Source organism: Streptomyces sp. NRRL F-4489, from assembly GCF_001509485.1.
In the GTDB taxonomy this organism is placed as follows: Bacteria; Actinomycetota; Actinomycetes; order Streptomycetales; family Streptomycetaceae; genus Streptomyces.
Genome location: NZ_LLZI01000112.1, coordinates 14,329 through 32,783 on the forward strand (window position 1 = coordinate 14,329; position 18,455 = coordinate 32,783).

The window sequence follows — 18,455 nt, forward strand, 5'->3', positions numbered from 1 at the left end:
GTCGAAATCCTAGCGTCACCGGCATGTCCGAACCCATGCCTGTCCCCCTGCCCGACCTCTCACCCCGCCGCCGGCTCCTGGTGCTCGCCGTCTGCTGCGCCAGCATGATCGTGGTGGTGATGGACATCTCCATCGTCAACGTGGCACTGCCCGCGATCCGCCGCGATCTGCACGCCTCCCTCTCCGGCCTGCAGTGGACGGTCGACGCGTACACCCTGGTCCTGGCCGCTTTCCTGGTCCTCGCCGGATCGGCCGCCGATCGGTTCGGCCGCCGCCGGATCTTCCAACTCGGCCTGGCCGCCTTCGGGTTCGGGTCGCTGCTGTGCGCCCTGGCGCCCGGTATCGACTGGCTGATCGCGGCGCGCGCGGTCCAGGCCCTCGGCGGCACGATGCTCAACCCGGTGGCGATGGCGATCGTCGCGACGACGTTCCCCGCACCGGCCGAACGGGCCCGGGCCATCGGCGTCTTCAGCTCCGTCTCCGGACTGGCCCTGGCCCTGGGGCCGATCCTCGGCGGCGCCCTGGTCGACGGCGTCGGCTGGCACGCCATCTTCTGGATCAACGTACCGATCGTGGCCGTCGCGCTCGTCGGCACCGCGCTGTTCGTGCCCGAGTCCCGCGCGCCCCGGGCGCGCCGGTTCGACCCGGTGGGCCAGCTGCTGATGATGGTGTTCCTCGGCGGTGCCGTCTTCGCGATCATCGAGTCCCAGCGGCTGGGCTGGGCCTCGCCGGTCATCTGGTGCCTGCTCGCCGCCGCCGTGCTGAGCGTCGCCGGGCTCCTCGCCTACGAACCGCGCCGGGCCGACCCGCTGCTCGAACTGCGCCTGTTCCGCAGTGTGCCCTTCAGCTCGGCGGCCGCGATGGCGGTGTTCGCGCTGTGCGGGTTCGGCGCGTTCCTGTTCGTCACCACGCAGTACCTCCAGGAGGTGCGCGGCCTGTCCGCGCTGGCGACCGGGCTGTGCCTGCTGCCGCTCGGCGCGCTGGTGGTGGTCCTCGCCCCGGTGGCCGGCCGGCTGGTCGGCGCGCGCGGCCCCCGGCTGCCGCTGACCGTCGCCGGGGCCGCGCTGGCCCTGGGCGGCGCCGCGTCGCTGGGGATCGGAGCGGCCACCCCGCTGCCGGCCGTGCTGGCGGTCTACCTGCTGTTCGGCGTCTTCATGAGCACCGTCAACCCGCCCCTGACCAACACCGCGGTCTCCGGCATGCCCCGTTCGATGGCCGGTGTGGCGACCTCGCTGACGTCCGCCGGCCGGCAGACCGGCACCACGCTGGGCGTCGCCGTTTCGGGAACGATCGCGGGGCCCGCCCTGGCCGGCGGCGGAACGGCGTTCGTGGCGGCCGCGCGCGGTGTGTGGTGGTTGGTGCTCGTCCTGGGCCTCGCCATCGTCGTTCTCGGTCTGGTCAGCACCGGACGCCGGGCGATGCGCACGGCAGCCCGCGCCGCCGCGCTGTTCGACGAGGTGGACCGCGGTCCGGCGCAACGGGCCGGAGCGCTCGAACGCCGGTGAGCCGGGACACCGCGGCGGTACGGTTCGGCGCCCACCCGGCGGGCAACGGGCCTCGGGCGGGCCCGCCGGGGGCGACCGGATCGGCGCCTACCCGCCTCTCCCCCGCTCGACCAGCGCGGCGAAGGCGTCGAGGACGCGTTGCAGGCCGAAGGCGTAGGCGTGGTCGGGGTCGTAGGCGCTGCCGTGGGCGGCGCCGGCGGCCGCGCCGACCCGGACGGCGGTGGGGTAGACCGCCTCGTCGAGGACGCGGGAGAGGAGCGGGGCGTTCGCCTCCCACCACTCCTGGTCGTTCATGGCGCTGTCCTGCTGGGCGGCGCGGGCGTCGGCGGCGGCGCGGGCGGTTGCCTGGACGAAGGTGAGGAGATGGGCCAGGCAGTCGTCCATCTCCACATCGGTGAGGCCCAGGCCGTCGAGTGCGGAGAGTTCGTGTTCGTACTTGGCCATCTGGCCGGGGCCGAGCGGGGGCCGGGTGGTGGAGACGCCGGCGGCCCATGGGTGGCGGGCGAAGAGGGACTTGTTCTCCTCGGCGATCGCGGTGACGCGTTGGCGCCAGGGCTGCCCTGAGGTGTCGGTGCGGGGCATGCGGGCGTAGGCGGCGTCGAGCATCAGGTCGAGGAGTTCGGCCTTGCCTGGCACGTAGGTGTAGAGGGTCATCGGTACGACGCCGAGTTCCTTGGCCACCCGGCGCATGGTCAGCGCGTCCAGGCCCTCGGCGTCGGCGATGGCGGTGGCGGCGTCGACCACCGCGTCGATGCTCAGCCCGCGGCGCGGTCCTCGGCGGGGGTCGGCCGGGGAGAGGGAACCGCGCCACAGCAGCTGGAGGGTGCGGGCCGGGTCGCCCGAGCTGGTTCGTTCAGTGGACACCGGGCCATCCTCTCGCATTCGATCTCTGTACGTGGTACAACGTACGTCGTACAGAGTAATGCTGCGCCGGCCGCGCGCCGACCGCCCGCCGCCGGCACCCCTTCTGGAGGAGCCTTCGTGAAGATCACTTCGAGTGCCGTGTCGCTCAACGTGGAGGACGTCCCGGCGTCCAGCGGCTTTCTCGTCCAGCACTTCGGATTCCGCGAGGAGATGGCCGCCGAGGGCTTCGCGTCCCTGACCCGCGACGACGCGGGCATGAACGTCATCTTCCTGCGGCGCGGACTGGAGACACTACCGGCCGACCAGCGCGAGGTGCACGCCGCCGGCCTGATCCTCGCCTTCGTCGTGGACGACCTCGAGGGCGAACTCGCGCGCCTGCGCTCCGAAGGCGTCGAGATCACGATGCCGCTGACCGAGGAGGAGTGGGGCGAGCGCGCCTTCCAGGTCCGCGATCCCAACGGCGTCATCGTGCAGCTGGTCGACTGGAACGCCCCGGCCGGCGCCTGAGGGCATCGCCAACTGGCGCCTCATACAAGGGTATTGGCGCCTTCCGTTTACAAACCTGGTGTGTACGGCGCGTGAAGGGTGCGGCGTTTGATTCACCGGGCCGCACCCGAGCGGGCAGTCTGGCGCGTGGCGGGAATCGTTCAAGGGATTCCTGCTCCAGCACGGCATGCGCTGCGATCCACGACGAGAAAAAGGACGCTCATCAGCATGAGCAACACCTCCGGCATTGAGACCCGCGAGATAGCCGACGACGACCTCGACAACGTCGCGGGCGGTCTCTCCGTCAGCGGCTCCTTGGAGGGCCTGACCGCCAAGTTCACCCCGGGCCCGAACGGGGTGCCTGTCCTGACGGGCGGCTCCATCAAGTCCCTCAGCATCACCGTCTCGGACATCCCGCTCGGCCCGCTCGGCGGCTGAGCCCGCGGGTTCGGCACGGCGCTCGGCCGCCCGGTCCCCGCTGCGGGGCCGGTCCCCGCTGCGGGGTATGGGGTAGCGCGTCGGGTGCCTGTGTGACGTCGGCCTTCAGGACGTGGGTTCGCCCCCGGTCCTGGGGGCCGATGTCGTTGTGCGGGGAGGGGGGTGGTTGCGTCCGTCACGCTGCCGCTTCGCGTTCCGGACAGGTCGGGCATGGCGGGCAGGCTCAGCAGACGAACGCCGCCGTGGGGACGTAAGGTGCGGCCATGACCGACGTTCAGACTGCAACGCCCCAGGAAGCCTTTGAGCTGCTGATGGCTGGCAACCAGCGCTTTGTCACCGGTGAGCCCGCGCACCCCAACCAGGACGCCGCGCGGCGCGCCGCGACCGCGCCGGCGCAGCGCCCGTTCGCCGTGCTGTTCGGCTGCTCCGACTCGCGCCTGGCCGCCGAGATCATCTTCGACCGGGGCCTGGGCGATCTCTTCGTGGTCCGTACCGCCGGCCACGTGACGGGCAACGAGGTGCTGGGCAGCATCGAGTACGGGGCCGCCGTGCTGGACTGCCCGCTGGTCGTGGTGCTGGGGCACGACTCGTGCGGCGCGGTCGGTGCGGCCCGCGCCGCGCTGGAGGACGGGACGACGCCGGCCGGCTACATCCGCGATGTCGTCGAACGGGTCACGCCCAGCGTCCTCGCCGCCCGGGCCGCCGGCTACGAGAAGCCGGAGGAGATCCTCGCCGAGCACGTGCGCAACACCGTCGACCTGCTGCTGGACCGCTCCCGGATCCTGGCCGAGCGGGTCGAGGCGGGCCAGGCCGCCGTGGTGGGGCTGTGCTACCGACTGGCCGATGGCACCGCCCAGGTCGTCGCCGCCCGGGGGCTGGACGTTCCGGTCGCGTTGTCCGCCTGAGCGGCGGGACTTCCTCGCCCGCCTGGACGGGCGGGCGGTGAGCAGTGCCTGTCGGCGCGGGGCGCACGGCGTCGCCGCGCCGACAGGCACTCCTCCTCTGCCTGGGACTCCGCACGGCTTCCTTCCGTGCCTAGTCGGCAGGCCGCGTACGGGTCGCGTCCGCTGCCTGGGACAGGGCCCGCAGGGCTCGGATCAGGCCGGTGCGCTCCTCGGCGGGGAGGCGGGCGACGATCGTGCCGATCTCCTCGTACCGGCGGGCCAGCACCCTTTCGACCAGGTGGCGGCCGGCCGCGGTCAGGCGCAGGACGACCTCGCGGCGGTTGCGGGGGTTGACCCTGCGGTCCACGAGGCCGGTGGCCTGGAGCTTGTCGATCATACGCAGTGCCGTGGACGGGCTGACCTGCAATGATGCGGCCAGTGCGGCCAGCTTCACCGGCCCCTGGCTGTGCAGCATGACCAGGGTGCGGAGCTGGGGCAGGGTCGGTGCGGGGTCGACCGCGGCCAGGGAGCGGGCGGAGATCCCCACGAAGATCCGTATCGCGGATTCCAGCGCGGCGGTGACTTGCTCGATGGTTTCCTGGGCGTCGCCGGCCGCGTCGGCGTCCCCGGCGCGCGTACGGAGGTCCCCCGCTCGGGCGCCCCATGCCTCGCCGCCGCGGCCTGCGTACTGTCCCACGGGAAGCACCGCCTCTTCCCCAGCCAGTTCCCCGGTGTCCTCCCGGGCTTTTACCCGCTCGCGCGAGCTTCACGGTTCACTATTGCAGAGTACAATGGTGGCGTAGGTGAGGTCATTCGAAGGATCTGCATCTGAGAGGAAGCGATTCGAATGTCGGACCTCTCTCACCGCCCGTCGCATCAGACGACGGACATCACCAGTCACCCCGATGTACCCGAGATGCGGGAGCGCTACGCGCGGCTGACTTCCGGGCGCGAAGCGGCGGCGCTGGACGGGTTCGTCCTCCTCACCGGGATGTACACGGCGATCTCGCCGTGGGTGGTGCACTTCCGTCTGTCGAGTCCGGAACTCATGGTGAACAACCTCGTCATCGGCCTGGTGCTGGCCGTGATCGGCCTCGGGCTGACCCGCGCGCCGGAGCGGATGTTCCAGCTGAGCTGGACCTGCGCGGTGGCCGGTGTGTGGTTGATCATCTCGCCGTGGGTCGTGACGGCCGGGCACAGCGCGACGGCCGGAATGATCTGGAACAACGTGTGGATCGGAGCCGTGACTCTGGTCCTCGGTCTCGCCGCCACCTATCTGGCGCTGCCGACGCTGCGCCGGCCGTCGGCCAGCCCGTAGAAGCGGCGGAGAGCGACCGGAGCCGCGCGCCGCGGCACGTCCGGCGGGCGCGCGGCTCCGGGAGGAGGCGACCATGACTCTCCCCATGCGTGACCGGCGGATCCTCGCTGAAATCGAGCAGTGCTTCCTGGCCGACGATCCCGAACTCGCCATCCTGCTGGGCACGTTCGGCGAGGTCCGGCCGAGGCGCCGGTGGCGTCTTCTCGGGCCGCGCCGCCGGGTGGTGGCGCTTGCCTACGCGGCGGTGGCGGCGAGCGCGGTCCTGCTGGTGGCGGCCTGTGCGGCCCGGAGTGTGATCCTGCTGTGCGCGGCCGGAGCCATGGTGCTGCTGTCCGCAGCGCCCTTCCTGCTCAGGGCGCGCCTGCGCAACGGGAGTCGGCGCGAGTCCGCAGGAAGCGGAGGCGGGTGAGGGTCGTGAAGTGCTTCGACTGCGCGCGGGCCGAAGAGGCCGTCGACGCGGTGGGGATCTGCCATCACTGCGGTGTCGGGGTGTGCCTCGCGCACTGCCATGTGAGCCTGGAGCCCGGCCATCGGCTGTCGGGCGTGGGCCAGTCCACGCTGTCCCGGCGGGCCCGGGTGCTGGTCTGCCTCACCTGCCACTCCGCTCTGGTTCCCTCCTACGCGGCCGACGCCCAGGGCCACCACGCACGCTGACGAAACCACCGCCGCTGTTCGCCAACCACCGTTCACCGCTCGTCAGTCGCCAGTCGCCGTTCTCCCCCCACCAACCGCCGAATGTGCACCGCACGGTCGGCTTAACTCCTTGCGGATGACGCCCCGAACCCTGTTTCTGGATTGCCGCACTGGCCCCCATACGCGAACGTAAGGGACATTCGGCCACGGGGGAATCGAGGGTGGCGTGGCGGCGGGGGCGAAGCGTTCCCGCCGCTCCGGGCAGTTTTCACACCGCCGCGCAGGCGCGCGCGTCGCGATGCGGTATCCCCGTCGGCAACCGAGGCGGCGTCTGCGCGACGGCTGCTCCCCCTCCCCGTGGCACCTTCTCGTGTGCCTTTCGGCAGAAGGGTGGCAGTGAGCATGGACATCCGGGAGAGACGAACGCGGAAGGTCCCGGCGGACCGTTCCGCGCACCCTGGACGAACGACGCCGGCCGCGCGCTCCCGGCTTCCGCTTCTACCGGACCGCGACGACCTCGCGGCGCTGCGCCGCGCACCACGCCAGGACGTCTTCGCCGGACTGACCGTGGCGATCGCCGCCCTTCCGCTCTCCCTCGGCTTCGGAGTGGCGTCCGGGCTGGGCGCCCGCGCCGGGCTGATCACCGCCGTACTGGCCGGCGGGCTGGCGGCCGTACTGGGCGGGGCGCGGCTGCAGATCACCGGGCCGAGCGGGGTCATCGCCGTCGTGCTGGCCCCGGTCGCGGCAGCCCGCGGGACGTCGGCGGTGCTCGTGACCGGGCTGCTGGCCGGGGCCGTTCTCCTCGCGTTCTCGCTGGCGGGCGCCGACCGGTATCTGCGGTGGGTGCCCGCGCCGGTCGTCAAGGGCTGTGTGCTCGGCGCCGCCGCGGTGATCATCGCCCAGCAGATTCCGGCCGGGCTGGGCAGGACGGTTCCCCACGGGGAAGCCGTGGCCGCGGCGGCGGCCGGGGCGGTCGGCGGCTTTCTCCGCGACCCTGACTGGCCCGCGCTCGCCGTGGCCCTGGCGACCCTGGCCATCAGCCTGCTCGGCCCCCGGCTGCGTCCGGCCGTCCCGTTCCCGCTGCTGGCCGTCGCCGCGGCCACCGCCGTCGCCGAGTGCGCCCGGCTGCCGCTCCCCCGGATCGGCCACCTGCGGACGGGCCTGCCGGCACCCTCCCCCGACTTCCTGGTGCCGTCCGAGGTGTTCGGGCTGGTACCCGGCGCGCTGACCCTCGCGGCGCTGATCGCCCTGGAATCCTTGATGGGCGCGGCGGCGGCCGACGCGATGAGCGGTACCGAACGGCACGACGGCCGGCGGGTGCTGTTCGGCCAGGGCGTCGCCAACCTGGCGGTGCCGTTCTTCGGGGGCGTGGCCGCCACCGGCACCATGTGCCGTACCGCCCTCAACGTACGGTCCGGAGCCGTGTCCCAGCTGGCCGCGCTGGCCAACGCCGCGGCCCTGGCCGTCGTCCTCCTCGCCGCCGCCCCGCTGGCGTCCGCCGTCCCGCTGGCGGCGCTGGCCGGGGTGCTCATCGCCACCGCCACCCGCATGATCGACATCGGGTCGCTGCGCGCGCTGAGCCGCGTGGGGCGCGGCCAGGCGGCGATCGCCGCGCTCACCGCGACGCTCACCCTGGCCGTCGATCTGGTGACCGCGGTGTGCACCGGCATGGTCCTGGCGATGGCGCTGGCCCTGCGCACCCTGACCGCGACCTCGCGGGTGGAGCACGTACGGGTCCCCGCCCAGCGGACCCCGCTCCCCGAGGGGACTCCCCCGGCGCCCGCCTCTTCCGAGGCGCAGATCGCCGTGCACCACCTCGCCGGGCCGCTGCTGTTCACCACCGCCGACCGGGTACTGGGCCCGGTCATGCTGCCCTCGCCGGCCCGGGCGGTGGTGCTCGACCTCAGCCGGGTCACCGGACTCGACAGCACGGCGATCCTGCTGCTGGCCGAGGTCATCGACCACCATCGGCGGCGCGATGCGGTGGTGCATCTCTCCGGTGTCTGCGAGGCCCACCGGGTCCACCTCGGCGCTCTCGGCGTGCTGGCCAAACTGCCGCCGCCAGGCACCCCGTTCGCCACGGCGAGCGAGGCGGTCGCCCAGGCACGCGCGCACCTGCACGCCCTCGCGCCCTCACCCCAGGACGAGCCCGCGACCCGCCCGCTCCCCTGACCGACGACCGCGCCCGCACCACCCCACCTCACTCCCTACGCGGCGACCAGCCGCCACCCCCCTCTTGCTCAGTCGAGCAAACCCCACTACCGTCTTGCTCATGCAAGCAAAAAACAGCACGGGCAAGCAAACGGGGAGCCGCCGCCCGGCCGGTCCGTCCTTCACGGAGACGGGCCGGCGCGCGCAGATCGTCGCCGCGGCGATCGAGGTCATCGCCGAACTCGGTTACCACCGGGCCTCGTTCGCCAAGATCGCGGAACGTGCCGGGCTGAGCAGCACCGGGATGATCTCGTACCACTTCGACGGGCGGGACGACCTGATGCGCGAGGTCGTCACCGAGGTGCTGCGCCTCGCGGAGGGCTACCTCCGTCCCCGTATCGAGGCCCACGAGAGCTACTCGGCCCGCCTGCGCGCCTCGATCGAGGGCAACCTCGACCTGTTCGCGGAGTACCCCGAGCACCTGGCGGCGATCACCGAAATCCTCGGCAACCTCCGGGGCGGCGAGCCAGGCATGGTCGCCTTCCGCGACACCACGGAGGCCCACCTCGCCGTCCAGGTGGAGCAGCTCCGCAAGGCCCAACGCGCCGGTGAATTCCGGGAGTTCGACCCCTGGGTGATGATGCGCGCGATCCGCGCCGCCATCGACGACGTGGTGCGCCGCGCCACCCACGATCCCGAGCTCGACGTACGGGCCGCCGGCCGGGAACTCGCCGACCTGTTCGAACGCGCCACCAGGAACGCGTGACCGCCCACCGGCACGTACTCCGCTACGAGCCCACCACGACCACACCGAACACGGGGGTACCCATCATGGCAACGCAGCAGGCAGCGTCACAGGCCGATCCGAGCAAGTCCGATACGGGCGAGCCCGGCGCCGGCGAGCCCGGCGCCGGCGAGTCCGGCGCGGCGGCCGCGCGAGCGCGCACCGCGCGGCTGCGCCGGCGCCTGGCCGCGCAGCTGGTCTTCGAACTCGCCCTGCCGCTCGGCTCGTACTACGGGCTGCGCGCGGCCGGGCTCGGTGAGTGGCTGGCGATGGCCGTCGGCGGGGCGCTGCTGCTGCCGTGGATCGTCTACGGCATCGTGCGGCAGCGGCGCCTGGAGGCGATGGCGGTGTTCACGCTGAGCCTGGTGGTTGTCGGCACGGTATTGACCCTGGTCACGGGCAGTCCGCGGGTGCTGATGATCCGGGACAGCTGGCTGACCGCGGCGATCGGGCTGTGGATCGTCGGCACCCTGTTCACCCGGCGCCCGTTCATCATGACGGCCTCGCGCGGCATCGTCATCGCCAAGGTGGGCGAGGCCGGACTGGCCTCCTGGGAGGCGAAGTGGGACGCGGAGCCGGCGTTCCGCCACCACCTCCGGCTGGTGAGCGCGGTCTGGGGCGGGGTCTTCCTGCTCGACGCGCTGCTGCGGGTGGTGCTGGCGTACACGATCCCGGTGGACTCCTTCCCGCTCGTCAGCACGGTGCTCTGGCTGGCGCTGCTGGGCGGCCTGCTCACCTGGCACAACTGGTACCTCACCCGGCACGGCCTGAAGCTGTAGCGGAGCCGTGGCCCGGGACGTGCGGCGGGGCCGTTCGTCCCGGCGCCGAAAGGGTCGGTCGCGGTCTGTCGCGGGGCTGTTCGGCCCTGGGGTGTGTGGTGGGCGCCGGCGGACGATGGCGGGGCCGGGAAGGGCCGGGTCTCCCCCGTGTCGATGGTTCTTCCCGGCCCTGGCCCCTTCCCGGTCCAGTTCACGTTTTCTCAAGGTGGAGGACGACAGCACCGTGGATGGTTGGGAAGTTCAGCAGACGGCGGTCAGGGAACCGGCGCCCGGCCGGGCCGGTCCGGGCCGGCCGCGGCGCCGGAGCAAGGTGGTGGAGTGGCTGACGACCACCGACCACAAGCAGATCGGCACCCTCTACCTCGTCTCGTCGTTCGCCTTCTTCCTGATCGGCGGTGTGATGGCGCTGCTGATGCGCGCCGAACTGGCCCGTCCCGGGAACCAGATCCTCAGCAACGAGCAGTTCAACCAGGCATTCACCATGCACGGCTCGGTGATGCTGCTCCTCTTCGCGATGCCGCTGTTCACCGGCTTCGCCAACTGGATGATGCCCCTGCAGATCGGCGCCCCGGACGTGGCGTTCCCGCGCCTGAACATGCTGGCCTTCTGGCTGTTCCTGTTCGGTTCGCTGATCGCCGCGGCCGGCTTCCTCACCCCGCAGGGCGCCGCGGACTTCGGCTGGTTCGCGTACGCGCCGCTGTCGGACGCCGTCCACTCCCCCGGCGTGGGCGCCGACATGTGGATCATGGGTGTGGCGATGTCCGGCTTCGGCTCGATCCTGGGCGCGGTCAACTTCATCACCACCATCATCTGCATGCGCGCGCCCGGCCTGACGATGTTCCGGATGCCCATCTTCACCTGGAACGTCCTGCTGACCGCGGTGCTGATCCTGATGGTCTTCCCGGTCTTCGCGGCCGCGCTGTTCGCGCTGGAGATGGACCGCAAGTTCGGCTCCCACATCTTCGACGCGGCCAACGGCGGCGCGCTGCTGTGGCAGCACCTCTTCTGGTTCTTCGGCCACCCCGAGGTCTACATCCTGGCCCTGCCGTTCTTCGGCATCGTCTCCGAGGTCATTCCGGTCTTCTCGCGCAAGCCGATGTTCGGCTATATGGGGCTGATCGCCGCGACCATCTCCATCGCCGGCCTGTCCGTGACGGTCTGGGCCCACCACATGTACGCCACCGGCGGCGTCCTGCTGCCGTTCTTCTCCTTCATGACGTTCCTGATCGCGGTGCCCACCGGGGTGAAGTTCTTCAACTGGATCGGCACGATGTGGAAGGGCTCGCTGTCCTTCGAGACGCCGATGCTGTGGGCGATCGGCTTCCTGGTCACCTTCGTCTTCGGCGGTCTGACCGGCATCATCCTGGCGTCCCCGCCGCTGGACTTCCACGTCACCGACTCGTACTTCGTCGTCGCGCACTTCCACTACACGCTCTTCGGGACCGTGGTCTACGCGATGTTCGCCGGCTTCCACTTCTGGTGGCCGAAGTTCACCGGCAAGATGCTCGACGAACGCCTCGGCAAGATCACCTTCTGGACGCTGACAGTCGGCTTCAACCTCACCTTCCTCGTCCAGCATTGGCTCGGCGCCGCGGGCATGCCCCGCCGCTACGCCGACTACCTCGCCGCCGACGGCTTCACCGCCCTCAACACCCTGTCCACCATCGGCTCGTTCCTCCTGGGCATGTCCTTCCTGCCGTTCTTCTACAACATCTGGAAGACCGCCAAGTACGGCACCGAGGTCGGCTGCGACGATCCCTGGGGCTACGGCCGCTCCCTGGAGTGGACCACCTCCTGCCCGCCGCCGCGCCACAACTTCGTCGCGCTGCCCCGGATCCGCAGCGAATCGCCGGCCTTCGACCTCCACCACCCCACCGCGGACGCCCTCGAAACGGCCCGTCCCGCGGCCGGCCGCTGAGGGAGGAACGCCCGTGCTGTCTCCCGCCGTTCTGGCCCTGGGGGCCACCGCGCTGTGCGCCTCGGGCTGTGTCTGGTACCTCCCGGCCGTCGTGGATCTCCGGGCGGGCGCGGACCGCCCCGCGTCCCGGCGCCTGGCGGCCGCCGCCTGCCTGACCGCCTGGGCGACCGTCGCGCTGTGCGCGCCGCTGCTGCTGGCGGCCGTCCCCTGGACCGCGCTCGGCGCCGTCGTGCTCACCGGCGCGGCCGCCGCGCTGCTGCTCGCCGCGCTGGCCCGCGTCCGGCGCGGCCACGAGCGGCGCGCGACCGACCGTGCCTGGGCCGCACTGCGTCTGCGTCCCCCGGCCGCCCAGGCATCCCGGCCCAGCCGGGTCTTCCTCCGGTGGTTCATCCCCGGGTACGCGGTGGCCGCGGGCGCGGTGTTCCTGCTGGTCGGGGGCGCGGTCGTCCGGTAGGGGGGAGGGGGGAAGGGGGTGCGAGGGACAGGGTTTGCCGGCCCGCCGGTCACCGGGGCGGCCATCTGCCCTCCCCTCCTTTTCCCTCCGCTCCCCCGCCAACCGGCGTTATGATGCGCCCATGCGTGTGCGTACGTCATCGTGTCCGAGCTGGTGGCGCTCCTCGTAGGAGCGGCCGCCTCTCGCGCATGACCGGGCCGTTCGGACGGACGGCCCTTTCGCATTCCCTGGACCGGGGCTCGTGTCGCCCGTACGGCGCGTCCGACACCCACCAGGAGACCTCGTGAACACCACCATCCCCACCCCTCCCTCCGCCGATGCTCTCGGGGTATCCGCGGCGCAGGCCCGCAACGCGGTGCTGGAAGAGCTGATCCATCAGAACCCCGGGCGGTTCCGGGTGCTGACCGGGGACCGGCCCACCGGCCGCCTGCACCTCGGCCACTACTTCGGCACGCTGCACAACCGCGTACGGCTCCAGGACCTCGGCGTGGAGATGTTCGTACTCATCGCGGACTACCAGGTCCTGACCGACCGCGAGGTCGCGGACAACCTGGCCGGGCACGTCGAGGAACTGGTCCTGGACCACCTGGCGAGCGGCGTGGACCCGGCCCGCAGCACGATCTTCACGCACAGCGCCGTACCCGCCCTCAACCAGCTGATGCTGCCGTTCCTCAGCCTCATCTCCGTCGCCGAGCTCAGCCGCAACCCCACGGTCAAGGACGAGATCGCGCACTCCCGCCAGTCGGCGGTGAGCGGGCTGATGTTCACGTACCCGGTCCACCAGGCAGCCGACATCCTCTTCTGCAAGGCCAACCTGGTGCCGGTCGGCCAGGACCAGCTGCCCCATCTGGAAGTCACCCGCACCCTCGCCCGCCGCTTCAACGACCGCTACGGCGACGGCGACGCCGTCTTCCCCCAGCCCGACGCCCTGCTGTCGAGCGCGCCCCTCCTGCTCGGCACGGACGGTACGAAGATGAGCAAGAGCCGGGGCAACGCCATCGCCCTGGCGGCCACTGCCGACGAGACCGCCCGGCTGATCAAGGGGGCCAGGACCGACTCCGAGCGCCGCATCACCTACGACCCGGCCAACCGTCCCGAGGTCGCCTCCCTCCTCCTGCTGGCCGCGCTCTGCCTGGACCGCACTCCGCAGCAGATCGCCGACGACATCGGCTCCGCCGGAGCCGCCGCGCTGAAACGGACCGTGACCGAGGCGGTCAACGAGTTCCTGGCCCCCCTCAGAGCCCGCCGCAGCGCGTACGCCCGGGACCGCGGCTACCTCCGGCAGGTACTGCGCGAGGGCAACGCACGGGCGGCGGCCGTGGCCGATGCCACGCTCACCGAGGTGCGCACCGCCATGAACAGCCGCACTTAGCCGCTTTCGACGGCAATTCGCGAGTGCCTGGCTCGGCGATGCGCGTGCCGTGGGCGGTGCGCTGTGCCTGGCACCTACGATCCGTGTTCGTCAGCGTTTGGCCGGAGTGGCCGGGAACAGCGGAATCCGGAAAGGCGGGAGCGGGGTACTGATGGGCTCTTCCGCGACGAGATGGCCCCGGTACGTGTCGTTCCTGCCGGCCGCCATGATCCTGGCCGGGGCGCTCTGGAACGCCCTGTCCCCGCGTGCGTACTGGGGCGACTACCTGCTGGTCTCCGCCGTGACGGTGGCCGGGGCGCTGCTGCCGCTGTGGCACACGATCGCGGCCGGGGCGGCCATCGTCCTGGTCGAGACGGCGCTGCTGTACGCGGGCGGCTACCTCCGCAATGCCGCCGCGACGAGCATCGAACTGGCCAACCTGGCGTTCACCGCGCTGATCGCCATCGGGGTGAACCGGGTGGTGGCCCGGCACGGCCGCCGTCTGGAGCGGGTGCGTTCGGTCGCCGAGGCGGCCCAGCGGGCGGTGGTGCCGCAGCCGCCGGCGCGGGTGGGTCCGCTGGCCGTCGCCGCGGTCTACAAGGCCGCCCAGATCGAGGCGTTGATCGGCGGTGACGCGTACGCGGTGCAGGAGACCCCGTTCGGGACGAGGCTGCTGATCGCGGACGTGCGGGGGAAGGGGATGGGCGCGGTCGGCGCGGTGGCGGTGCTGCTCGGCACGTTCCGGGTGGAGGCGGACCAGGCACCCGACCTGGCGGTGCTGGCGGGGACGTTGGAGCGCGCGCTGCTCAAGGAAGCCGCGTCGCGGGAAGAGGAGGTGCGGATGGAGGGGTTCGTCACGGCGCTGCTCGGTGAGATCCCGCCGGACGGGGCGGAGGTGCGGTTGCTGAACTGCGGGCACCCGTCCCCGTATCTCCTCCACGGCACGGCCGTCGCGGCGCTGGATCCGGACGAGCCCGGTCTGCCGCTCGGGATGAGCGGGCTCGGCGCGCCGCAGGCGGGGCCCGAGAGCCGGCCGCTGCCGCCCGGCAGCACGCTGCTGCTGGTGACCGATGGGGTGACCGAGGCCCGGGACCGCACCGGGGCCTTCTACGACCCGGCCGTCCGGCTCGGCGGCCGGGGTCCCTTCGGGGAGCCGGCGGAGGTCGTCGCCGCCCTCGTACGCGATGTCGAACGCTGGACGGGTGGTCCGCGCGATGACGATATGGCCGTGCTGGCCGTTACGCGGAGCGGCCCCGGCCGGTGAACGCCGCCGGTGAACGGCCCGGAGGCACCCCGTTGACGCCGTGCGCGGACCCGCCGCGCGCCCCCTGACGCCGCCCCTCGCGCAACCCTTCGGTGGGAACTTAGCCGATTTCCAGGTCACCGTACCGGAGAGCACTGCACCATATGGCTGGCGAAAACGGTCGTCAGAAAGGTTCGGGAGCGATGGCGGAACACGGCAGCACGCCGGAGGACAGCGCGGTCGGCGGTACGGCCGGGAGCGAGAAGGAGAAGGCGGCGCCGTTCCACGCGGCCCGGGCCGCCCGGCTCACCAGCGCCGTGGCGGCCCTGCACCTCTCCCCCGCCAAACGCCCGTCCGCGGCGGCGGCCCCGCGGACGAATCCCTGGCTGCGGTAGGCGGGCCCTAGGGCGTCAGCCGCCGTCGGCGCCTCGGGTGGCCCACACCTCGGTGAAGACCCCGCGGCCGACCTCGTCCACCCGGAAGCCGGCGGCGGTGACGGCGGCGGCGAACGCGTCGGCGTCCCAGACCGTGTACCAGCGGCGGCCGTCGGGTTCGTCGAGCCAGCCGGTGCGGCCGGCGGACTTGACGCAGGCGTACAGCTTGCCGCCGGGGCGCAGCAGGCCGGCGAACTGGGCCAGTACGTCCACGGTGTCCGGCTCGCCGAGGTGTACCAGTGACGCGCAGGCCCAGATGCCGTCGAACGTCCCGGCCGGGAAATGGGCGCCGGCCTCGCGCAGGTCGCACCGGGTCGTGGGCGCGTGGGCGCCCGCCATGGCGACGAACACCGGGTTGAGGTCGATGCCCCGGGCGCGGTGGCCGCGGGCGGTGAAGCGCGCGAGGTCGCGCCCGGGGCCGCAGCCGGCGTCGAGGATCAGCGAGCCGGCGGGCAGGGCGGCGGCGAACCGTTCGGCCTGGTCGGCCATCTTGGGCGCGTGGTGGGCGGCGTAGTCGTCGGCGTGGTCGGTGTAGACGGCGACGGACCGGGTGGCCGCGTCGGGTTCGGCGGCCGTGCGGGATTCGGCGGGCCCGTGGGAACCGGCGGCCGCATGGGACTCGGCGGGTGCGTCGGACCGGGATTCCCGGTCGCCGGTGGGGTAGGGGCCAGGCGCGTGCAAGGGGGTGCTCTCACTCTCGTTGTCGCTCAGGAACCGCCCGATTCTCGGCCGTTCGGGCAGGTGGCGGCAACTTCTCCGGTCCGCCGCGGGCCAGGCACAGGCACCTTGTCAGGCGGGATCGAGGGCCTCTCGGGCTCCCGCCGTCTCGGGTCCGGCCGGGAGCCCCTTCCGGCTGCGCGGCAGCAGCAGCGGCGTGGCCAGCAGGAGGACACCGGCGAGCGCGAGAGCGGTCCGGGGGTCGGTCAAGGCGGCCAGCAGGCCCCACAGGGCGGTCAGGGCCGCGATGGCGGCGCTGCTGCTGACCGACCAGGCGGACAGGGTGCGGGCGACCCGGTCGGGGGCGGTGTGGTCGAGCCGGTAGGTGGCCAGCAGGGGGTTGAACAGGCCGCAGCTGGTCACCAGGCCGAACTGGACGAGCATGACGAGGACGAGCCCGGGGACGCCGGGCCCGACGAAGGCCAGTCCGAGGGACCAGCAGGCACGCAGCACCCCGCTGAGGAGCAGCATCCGCCGGTGCCCGTAGCGGGCCGCGAGCGGCCGGGCGAGGCGGGAGCCGATGAGGCCGCCGACGCAGGGGGCCGCGAACGCGAGGGTGTACTGCCAGGGGGCGAAGCCGAGGCGGCCCGTCATGAGGACGACGAGCAGCGGTTCGGAGGCCATGATCAGGCCGTTGACGACGATTCCGTTGAGGAACAGGGGGCGCAGGCCGGGGTGGTGGAGGATGTGACGCCAGCCTTCCAGCAGGTCGGCCGGCCGCAGCCGCGCCGTGCCGGCCCGCGCGGGGCGGGGCTCGTGGCCGCCGATGGCGCGGATGCCGAGCGCGGAGAGGAGGTAGCTGATCGCGTCGGCGAGTACGGTCGCCACCGGGCCGAAGAGACCGATCGCGGCGCCGCCGAGGGGTGGGCCGACCACCGTCGCGGTCCAGGTCGTGGCCTCGAAGCGGCTGTTGGCGACGAGCAGGCCGGCCGGCGGCACCAGCGCCTTCAGATACGCGCCGCTGGCCGCCTTGAAGGCGATATCGGCCGCGGCGACGAGGACGGATACGACCAGAAGTTGTACGAAGCCGAGCCGGCCGAGGGCGTAGGCGGCGGGGACGCTGAGCATCGCGGCGCACCGGAGCAGGTCCATCGCCACCATGACCGGCCGTTTGCGGTGGAACTCCACCCATGGCCCGAGCGGCACCGCGAGGACCGCTCCCACCGCCCGGCCGGCGGCGGCCAGCACCGCGACCTGGGCCGGCCCGCAGTGCAGCACCAGCACCGCGATCAGCGGAAACGCGCCGAATCCGAAGCCGGTGCCGTACGCGCTGACCGCGTACGCGGCCCACAGCCAGCGGAAACGCCGCCCCGGCACCCATGTGTCCTTCATACCCTCACGCCCCCGCAACCGATCCGGACGACCGCACCCTGACCACGGCATCCAACCGAGTCGCGGGCCGCCGGGGCAAACAACCGGCAGGGCGGGACATCACAACGGGTCGTTGTGAGAGCCGTTCAGGGCCGGATGTCCGCGGCCGCCGCGCGCAGGTGGCGCAGCAGCAACCGGGCGGTCAGGGTGAGCGGGCGGTCCGCGGGCAGGGTCACGCCGACGGTCTGGCCCATCATCTCCAGGGCGGTCGGCAGCATCGCGAGCCGGTCGTCCCCGCGGGCCACCAGCTCGGGCAGGGCCGCGACCATGTCGGTCTCCAGCAGCAGGGTGCGCAGGGTGAGGATCGAGGTGCACTCGACGCGGTCCTCGGGCAGGGACAGGCCGCGGCGCCACAGGGCCTCCTCCAGCTCGTGCCGCAGCGCGGTCTGCGGGACGGGGACGACCCACGGGTAGGCCAGGAGGTCTTCGAGGGCGGGGTCGCCGAGGGTGTGGGCGGGGTGGCCGGCGCGGGTGACGAGCCGGATGGACTCGCGGCACAGGGTGTGCTGGGTGACGCGGGTGTCCGGTGAGGGAAGCAGCCGGCCGAGGGTGAAGTCGACATCCCCGGCGAGGAGTTCGGCCTCCAGGAGGTCCGGGGTCGCCTCGCGGACGACGACCGTGACCCGGGGCCGTTCCGCCTTCAGCGCGGCGATCGCCCGGGGCAGCAGCACATTGGTACCGGCCAGGTGCGCGCCGACGGTGACCGTGCCCACCTGCCCGTCGGCGAGTTCGGCCAGGTGCCGGCCCGCCTGGCGGAGTTCGGCCAGGACCCGGCGGGCGTGGGCGGCGAAGGCGCGGCCGTAGACCGTGGGTGTCATCCCGCGCGGGCCGCGTTCGAAGAGTTCGACGCCGAGCAGGGTCTCCAGTTCGCGCAGGGTGCGGGTCAGGGCGGGCTGGGTGACGTGCAGATGCTCCGCCGCGCGCAGCAGGCTGCCGTGGTCGGCGAGGGCGGTGAGCAGGACGAGGTGGCGCAGTTTGAGGCGGCCGTTGAGCAGATCGTCGGGGTTCATCGGGTCCTTCCTCGGGCCGGACCAGCGGCTATGCCGTGATGGCATACCGGCGAGCAGGATAGGCATTATTCAGGCATGGCTCGGACCGCCAGGATCGCCGTACGCACGGCGGAAG

The 18,455-nt window shown here is 72.5% G+C and carries 20 protein-coding genes; 15 read left to right on the forward strand and 5 right to left on the reverse strand.

Annotated elements, in window-relative coordinates; genetic code table 11:
- Nucleotides 1-23 precede the first annotated feature (23 nt).
- Complete coding sequence (locus ADL22_RS10615; protein ID WP_234430633.1) at nt 24-1,505, forward strand: DHA2 family efflux MFS transporter permease subunit; 1,482 nt, start codon at nt 24-26, stop codon at nt 1,503-1,505.
- Between the two features lie 87 nt (nt 1,506-1,592).
- Here the strand turns inward: ADL22_RS10615 and ADL22_RS10620 are convergent, their stop codons facing one another.
- Nucleotides 1,593-2,369, reverse strand: a complete 777-nt coding sequence (locus ADL22_RS10620) for a TetR/AcrR family transcriptional regulator (RefSeq protein WP_066976179.1) — start codon at nt 2,367-2,369, stop codon at nt 1,593-1,595.
- Nucleotides 2,370-2,486: 117 nt separating this feature from the next.
- On the opposite strand from ADL22_RS10620, the gene ADL22_RS10625 reads away from it, so the two are divergent.
- The 3 genes from ADL22_RS10625 (at nt 2,487) to ADL22_RS10635 (ending at nt 4,198) form a co-directional block, all read left to right on the forward strand.
- Nucleotides 2,487-2,876 (forward strand): VOC family protein, encoded by a 390-nt coding sequence (locus tag ADL22_RS10625; RefSeq protein WP_066976182.1) that lies wholly within the window; start codon nt 2,487-2,489, stop codon nt 2,874-2,876.
- 207 nt (nt 2,877-3,083) lie between these two features.
- Complete coding sequence (locus ADL22_RS10630; protein ID WP_066976185.1) at nt 3,084-3,293, forward strand: hypothetical protein; 210 nt, start codon at nt 3,084-3,086, stop codon at nt 3,291-3,293.
- Nucleotides 3,294-3,556: 263 nt separating this feature from the next.
- On the forward strand, nt 3,557-4,198 hold the full coding sequence (locus ADL22_RS10635) for a carbonic anhydrase (RefSeq protein ID WP_066976187.1): 642 nt from the start codon (nt 3,557-3,559) through the stop codon (nt 4,196-4,198).
- 130 nt (nt 4,199-4,328) lie between these two features.
- Here ADL22_RS10635 and ADL22_RS10640 read toward each other — a convergent pair whose 3' ends face one another.
- A complete protein-coding gene (locus ADL22_RS10640; protein WP_066976190.1) occupies nt 4,329-4,874 on the reverse strand; it encodes a MarR family winged helix-turn-helix transcriptional regulator in 546 nt (181 codons plus the stop codon).
- A gap of 150 nt (nt 4,875-5,024) precedes the next feature.
- Here ADL22_RS10640 and ADL22_RS10645 point away from each other — a divergent pair, with 150 nt between their 5' ends.
- The 11 genes from ADL22_RS10645 (at nt 5,025) to ADL22_RS10695 (ending at nt 15,203) form a co-directional block, all read left to right on the forward strand.
- Complete coding sequence (locus ADL22_RS10645; protein ID WP_066976193.1) at nt 5,025-5,495, forward strand: SPW repeat protein; 471 nt, start codon at nt 5,025-5,027, stop codon at nt 5,493-5,495.
- 73 nt (nt 5,496-5,568) lie between these two features.
- Entirely contained in the window at nt 5,569-5,904 is a 336-nt protein-coding gene (locus ADL22_RS10650) for a DUF3040 domain-containing protein (RefSeq protein WP_066976195.1), read from the forward strand.
- Entirely contained in the window at nt 5,901-6,149 is a 249-nt protein-coding gene (locus ADL22_RS10655) for a DUF2180 family protein (protein ID WP_234430634.1), read from the forward strand. Before ADL22_RS10650 ends, ADL22_RS10655 begins: the two co-directional genes overlap by 4 nt.
- Nucleotides 6,150-6,530: 381 nt before the next feature.
- Nucleotides 6,531-8,300: a SulP family inorganic anion transporter gene (locus ADL22_RS10660; protein WP_079064010.1), complete on the forward strand. Its 1,770-nt coding sequence runs from the start codon at nt 6,531-6,533 to the stop codon at nt 8,298-8,300.
- Between the two features lie 100 nt (nt 8,301-8,400).
- Nucleotides 8,401-9,045 (forward strand): TetR/AcrR family transcriptional regulator, encoded by a 645-nt coding sequence (locus ADL22_RS10665; RefSeq protein ID WP_066976198.1) that lies wholly within the window; start codon nt 8,401-8,403, stop codon nt 9,043-9,045.
- A gap of 65 nt (nt 9,046-9,110) precedes the next feature.
- Nucleotides 9,111-9,842 (forward strand): VC0807 family protein, encoded by a 732-nt coding sequence (locus ADL22_RS10670; protein ID WP_234430635.1) that lies wholly within the window; start codon nt 9,111-9,113, stop codon nt 9,840-9,842.
- A 223-nt stretch (nt 9,843-10,065) separates the two neighbouring features.
- Nucleotides 10,066-11,760: a cytochrome c oxidase subunit I gene (gene ctaD / locus ADL22_RS10675; RefSeq protein ID WP_420711553.1), complete on the forward strand. Its 1,695-nt coding sequence runs from the start codon at nt 10,066-10,068 to the stop codon at nt 11,758-11,760.
- A gap of 13 nt (nt 11,761-11,773) precedes the next feature.
- Nucleotides 11,774-12,214, forward strand: a complete 441-nt coding sequence (locus tag ADL22_RS36055) for a hypothetical protein (protein WP_066976204.1) — start codon at nt 11,774-11,776, stop codon at nt 12,212-12,214.
- A 283-nt stretch (nt 12,215-12,497) separates the two neighbouring features.
- Nucleotides 12,498-13,586: a tryptophan--tRNA ligase gene (gene trpS, locus ADL22_RS10685; RefSeq protein ID WP_066976207.1), complete on the forward strand. Its 1,089-nt coding sequence runs from the start codon at nt 12,498-12,500 to the stop codon at nt 13,584-13,586.
- 184 nt (nt 13,587-13,770) lie between these two features.
- Nucleotides 13,771-14,829 carry a PP2C family protein-serine/threonine phosphatase gene (locus ADL22_RS10690; RefSeq protein ID WP_234430636.1) on the forward strand — a complete coding sequence of 353 codons (1,059 nt, stop codon included), beginning with the start codon at nt 13,771-13,773 and terminating at the stop codon, nt 14,827-14,829.
- Nucleotides 14,830-15,011: 182 nt separating this feature from the next.
- Nucleotides 15,012-15,203 carry a hypothetical protein gene (locus ADL22_RS10695; RefSeq protein WP_066976213.1) on the forward strand — a complete coding sequence of 64 codons (192 nt, stop codon included), beginning with the start codon at nt 15,012-15,014 and terminating at the stop codon, nt 15,201-15,203.
- Between the two features lie 15 nt (nt 15,204-15,218).
- On the opposite strand, the gene ADL22_RS10700 is transcribed toward ADL22_RS10695, so the two are convergent.
- The 3 genes from ADL22_RS10700 to ADL22_RS10710 form a co-directional block, all read right to left on the reverse strand.
- Entirely contained in the window at nt 15,219-15,923 is a 705-nt protein-coding gene (locus ADL22_RS10700) for a class I SAM-dependent methyltransferase (RefSeq protein ID WP_066976215.1), read from the reverse strand.
- Between the two features lie 108 nt (nt 15,924-16,031).
- The gene (locus ADL22_RS10705) at nt 16,032-17,291 is read right to left on the reverse strand and encodes an MFS transporter (protein ID WP_066976218.1); all 1,260 of its coding nucleotides are present in this window, start codon (nt 17,289-17,291) and stop codon (nt 16,032-16,034) included.
- A gap of 125 nt (nt 17,292-17,416) precedes the next feature.
- Nucleotides 17,417-18,340, reverse strand: a complete 924-nt coding sequence (locus ADL22_RS10710) for a LysR substrate-binding domain-containing protein (protein ID WP_066976221.1) — start codon at nt 18,338-18,340, stop codon at nt 17,417-17,419.
- Nucleotides 18,341-18,455: the final 115 nt, after the last annotated feature.

Excerpts from the sequence above, each read along its gene's own strand:
- ADL22_RS10705 (WP_066976218.1), bottom strand. The coding sequence starts at position 17,291 with ATGAAGGACACATGGGTGCCGGGGCGGCGTTTCCGCTGGCTGTGGGCC.
- ADL22_RS10650 (WP_066976195.1), top strand. The coding sequence starts at position 5,569 with ATGACTCTCCCCATGCGTGACCGGCGGATCCTCGCTGAAATCGAGCAG.
- ADL22_RS10670 (WP_234430635.1), top strand. The coding sequence starts at position 9,111 with ATGGCAACGCAGCAGGCAGCGTCACAGGCCGATCCGAGCAAGTCCGAT.
- ADL22_RS10645 (WP_066976193.1), top strand. The coding sequence starts at position 5,025 with ATGTCGGACCTCTCTCACCGCCCGTCGCATCAGACGACGGACATCACC.
- ADL22_RS10710 (WP_066976221.1), bottom strand. The coding sequence starts at position 18,340 with ATGAACCCCGACGATCTGCTCAACGGCCGCCTCAAACTGCGCCACCTC.
- ADL22_RS10695 (WP_066976213.1), top strand. The coding sequence starts at position 15,012 with ATGGCGGAACACGGCAGCACGCCGGAGGACAGCGCGGTCGGCGGTACG.
- ADL22_RS10660 (WP_079064010.1), top strand. The coding sequence starts at position 6,531 with ATGGACATCCGGGAGAGACGAACGCGGAAGGTCCCGGCGGACCGTTCC.
- ADL22_RS10630 (WP_066976185.1), top strand. The coding sequence starts at position 3,084 with ATGAGCAACACCTCCGGCATTGAGACCCGCGAGATAGCCGACGACGAC.
- ADL22_RS10615 (WP_234430633.1), top strand. The coding sequence starts at position 24 with ATGTCCGAACCCATGCCTGTCCCCCTGCCCGACCTCTCACCCCGCCGC.
- ADL22_RS10665 (WP_066976198.1), top strand. The coding sequence starts at position 8,401 with ATGCAAGCAAAAAACAGCACGGGCAAGCAAACGGGGAGCCGCCGCCCG.
- ADL22_RS10635 (WP_066976187.1), top strand. The coding sequence starts at position 3,557 with ATGACCGACGTTCAGACTGCAACGCCCCAGGAAGCCTTTGAGCTGCTG.